Here is a 3,590-nt window from a genome sequence, read left to right on the forward strand (position 1 = left end):
ATTCAACACTGCAAATATGCGATAGCTTCCAAATGTTAAACGGTATTTACGCATTTAATGTCGGTTGTAAACATTTGTAGTCGTTTGTACATGAATAAATTGTATCTTTAAAAATAATTTTTAAAATGAAAAACGTTGTTTTTACAAGAGTTCTTTTTGTTTTTTAAAGTTGTAATTATAAAAAATAACAAAACTGAAGCGCTAAAATTTCACCATAAAAACAATAATGATTTTTAATATAGAAACCGAAAGATTGTTACTTCGAGAGATGCGAGTTGAAGATTTAGAAGGTATGTTTACCTTAGATTCTAACCCAAATGTGCATAAATATTTAGGTAATAAACCTATTAAAACAAAAGCCGAAGCGTTAAAAACTATTGAAAGTGTTTTACAACAATACAGAGAACGCGGTATTGGTAGGTTTGCTGTTATAGAAAAAGAGTCTAACCAATTTATTGGCTGGTCTGGTATTAGGTTAAATACAGAATATAACATGAACGGTTTTACCAAATATTACGATGTTGGTTACCGTTTAATAGAACGTTTTTGGGGAAAAGGTTATGCTACCGAGTCTGGTAAAGCGTCTATAAATTATGCTTTTAATGAGATGAAACTTCCAGAATTGTATGCAACTACAGAGATAGGAAATAAAGCATCGCACAATGCCTTAATAAAAATAGGATTACACTATGAAAGTGACTTTTATTTTGAACAAGAAAAACTTGACCTACGTTGGTATAAAATTAATAATCCAAACTTATGAGTAAACAATGCCCAGAATGTGGTAACAAAATTGTTGGTAGAATAGATAAAAAATTCTGTAGTGATGGCTGTAGAAATGCGCATAACAATAAAGTTAATAAGGATGGAAAAAACTTAATCCGTAATATTAACAATCGCTTGCGTAAAAATTGGCGTATTCTAGAAAGTTTAAATCCAGACCAAAAAACAAAAACAAGCAAAACGAAGTTAGAAGCTAAAGGTTTCGATTTTAATTACTTTACAAGTACATATACAACCAAAATAGGTACAGTATATTACTTTGTTTACGATCAAGGTTATTTACCTTTAGAAAACGATTTTTATGCACTTGTAAAACGTCAATAATTATGAAAAACCTTTACCTAATACTACTATTTTTAAGCTTCAGTTGTAATAAAACTGAAAAAATTAACAATGCGAGTACAACCTCTAAAATATTAGATACTGAAAATGAAGTAGTATCTGCAATTCCGCTTGACGGAAAAAAAGCAACTTATTTATATCATTTTGCTTACGACTGTTTGGATCAAGAATACCCAAATAAATTGGGTCAAGTTTTAGGTGATGCAAGTTATTTAAAAACACCTCAAGAGTTACATCCTGCATTTTATGGTTGTTTTGATTGGCATAGTTCTGTGCATGGACATTGGACATTAGTAAATATTCTTAAAACGTTTCCAGAATTTAAAGAGCGAGAGGCTGTTTTAAATAAACTAAAGGCAACGTTAACTAAAGAAAACATTTTAAAAGAAATTACCTATTTCGACGATAAACATAATAAAACATTCGAGCGTACTTACGGTTGGGCTTGGTTATTAAAATTGGCTAAAAGTTTGAAAGAATGGGATACACCAGAAGGACAAGAATTTGCTAAAAACCTAGAGCCATTAACACAGCTTATTGAAGAAAAATGTATTGTATTTTTTAATAAATTAAATTACCCAATTAGAGTAGGAGAGCACCCAAATACTGCATTTGGGATGAGTTTTGCGTTGGATTATGCAAAAAAACATAGCCCAAAATTAGAGGCTGTAATTATTAAAAGAGCAAAAGTGTTTTATTTAAAAGATGAAGGTTGCCCTTTAACTTGGGAACCTGGAGGTTTCGATTTTTTATCACCTTGTTTACAAGAAGCGGCTTTAATGGCTAAGGTTTTGCCTAAGAAAGATTATATAAAGTGGTTAGATGCTTTTTTACCAGACTTTAGAAATAATCCTTCAAAATATATAAATACTGTAGAAGTGGTAGATAAGACCGATGGTAAAATGGCACATTTAGATGGTTTAAACTTTAGTCGTGCTTGGTGTTTATTCGAGATGGGAACGGTTTTAAATAACAAAAAAATGATTGCTTTAGGGAACACTCACTTTAATGCTAGTTATAACAAAATGGATTCTGGTGAATATGCTGGTGCGCATTGGTTAGCATCTTTTGCATTATACGCATTAAAGGCTGGTAATAATTAATGTAACAATTTTGCTTTTTAGTTTACTTATAAGTATAATTTTAAACTAATTTTCTATAAATGAATCCAATATTCATAATAATTATTGCTGCTTGCGTTATCGCCTTAATTATTTTTTTAGTCTATTTCTATAGTCCAAAAACAATTATTTTAAGGCGTTTAAAAAAATTGAGGTATAGTAGAATAGGAAGTTTACAAAGTCATAAATACGCAAAGATTGAAGGAAAAGCTTTGAATGTAGAGGAACCACTTATCGCTCCTTTAAGCAAGAGGAGATGTGTTTACTATAAAATAAACATCCAAAAAAAGGTAAAATCTGGTAAAAGCTCACATTGGGATACTATTGTTAACGAAGAAATAATTCAAGATTTTTTTGTTGAACAAAGTGGAGAGCGGTTGCTTATTTTTCCTAAAAAGAACCCAAAAAATTACTACGACTATTTAGTAACAGATAAAACAGCAAATTCTGGTACTTTTAATGATCCAACACCAGAATTTAAAACATTATTAAATAACTATAATATTGAAACTGAAGGAATGTTTGGCTTCAATAAAGAAATTCGTTATACAGAATCTATTATAGAAATAGGTGAGCGTATTACAGTTGCAGGATTTGTAGAATGGGTGGAGTTAGAAAACCCAATTGCAGATTATAACTACTCAAGAGTAGCGTCTTTAACAGCAAAAGATAAAACTAAAATACTAATTACCGATAGTCCAGATGCTTTAAGACCAAAACAAGGACGCGCTTAATACTTTATTTCCAGTTTTGCTGTTTCAATTGCATTGCTGCCTTTAAAATATCTTTTTGACTTATTTGCCCAACTAGTTTGCCGTTTTCAACTATAGGGAAACGTCGTCTTTTAGATTCTATAAAATGCTTGGCAGCATCAAAAACGTTTAGATTGCCATCTATAGTTTCAACATTTTTAGTTATGTGTTTTTCTATAGAGCTGTTTTCCATTGGTAAGTTGTGGTAACGACTATCGCTTATTTGTTTAATACAATCACCTTCAGAAATTATACCAATCAATTCATTTTTATCATTAACAACAGGTCCTCCAGAGATTTTATGTTTTATTAATGTATTAACAACATCTTCAATAGACTGTGTTGCTTTAAATGTTATTAAATCTCTAGTCATGAAGTCACTAACTTTAAAATCTTCTTGCTTATTATTCTTATTTTGTTGTGTTATTTTTCTTGCACCTTGAAAACTTTTAATACCCATATTCTACATTATTTTATGTTAAGAAACTATTTAAAGTTACTCATTTTAAAGTACTTAACCAAAATTACTCACGGTCATAATAAATTTGTACTATTATAAAAAGCTATTTAATACGGATTTAGAACAATAAAA

5 protein-coding genes are annotated in these 3,590 nt (G+C 30.0%); 4 read left to right on the top strand and 1 reads right to left on the bottom strand.

Annotated features, from left to right (window positions below; translation table 11 throughout):
- Positions 1 to 226 precede the first annotated feature (226 nt).
- The 4 genes from Q0C58_RS03595 to Q0C58_RS03610 are packed head-to-tail and all read left to right on the top strand — an operon-like array spanning position 227 to position 2,980.
- Complete coding sequence (locus Q0C58_RS03595) at positions 227 to 763, top strand: GNAT family N-acetyltransferase (protein ID WP_290697624.1); 537 nt, start codon at positions 227 to 229, stop codon at positions 761 to 763.
- Positions 760 to 1,107: a hypothetical protein gene (locus Q0C58_RS03600; RefSeq protein WP_290697627.1), complete on the top strand. Its 348-nt coding sequence runs from the start codon at positions 760 to 762 to the stop codon at positions 1,105 to 1,107. The genes Q0C58_RS03595 and Q0C58_RS03600 overlap by 4 nt, the downstream gene beginning before the upstream one ends.
- Positions 1,108 to 1,109: 2 nt before the next feature.
- Entirely contained in the window at positions 1,110 to 2,228 is a 1,119-nt protein-coding gene (locus tag Q0C58_RS03605) for a DUF2891 domain-containing protein (RefSeq protein ID WP_290697630.1), read from the top strand.
- 59 nt (positions 2,229 to 2,287) lie between these two features.
- Positions 2,288 to 2,980: a hypothetical protein gene (locus tag Q0C58_RS03610; RefSeq protein WP_290697633.1), complete on the top strand. Its 693-nt coding sequence runs from the start codon at positions 2,288 to 2,290 to the stop codon at positions 2,978 to 2,980.
- Positions 2,981 to 2,984: 4 nt separating this feature from the next.
- Here the strand turns inward: Q0C58_RS03610 and Q0C58_RS03615 are convergent, their stop codons facing one another.
- On the bottom strand, positions 2,985 to 3,458 hold the full coding sequence (locus Q0C58_RS03615) for a CBS domain-containing protein (RefSeq protein ID WP_290697636.1): 474 nt from the start codon (positions 3,456 to 3,458) through the stop codon (positions 2,985 to 2,987).
- Positions 3,459 to 3,590 lie beyond the last annotated feature (132 nt).

Source organism: Lacinutrix sp., assembly GCF_023299985.1.
GTDB lineage: Bacteria > Bacteroidota > Bacteroidia > Flavobacteriales > Flavobacteriaceae > Lacinutrix.

What these genes read in the sequence shown, in the direction of transcription:
- Q0C58_RS03615 (WP_290697636.1), bottom strand. Translation starts at nt 3,458, where the DNA reads ATGGGTATTAAAAGTTTTCAAGGTGCAAGAAAAATAACACAACAAAAT.
- Q0C58_RS03600 (WP_290697627.1), top strand. Translation starts at nt 760, where the DNA reads ATGAGTAAACAATGCCCAGAATGTGGTAACAAAATTGTTGGTAGAATA.
- Q0C58_RS03595 (WP_290697624.1), top strand. Translation starts at nt 227, where the DNA reads ATGATTTTTAATATAGAAACCGAAAGATTGTTACTTCGAGAGATGCGA.
- Q0C58_RS03605 (WP_290697630.1), top strand. Translation starts at nt 1,110, where the DNA reads ATGAAAAACCTTTACCTAATACTACTATTTTTAAGCTTCAGTTGTAAT.
- Q0C58_RS03610 (WP_290697633.1), top strand. Translation starts at nt 2,288, where the DNA reads ATGAATCCAATATTCATAATAATTATTGCTGCTTGCGTTATCGCCTTA.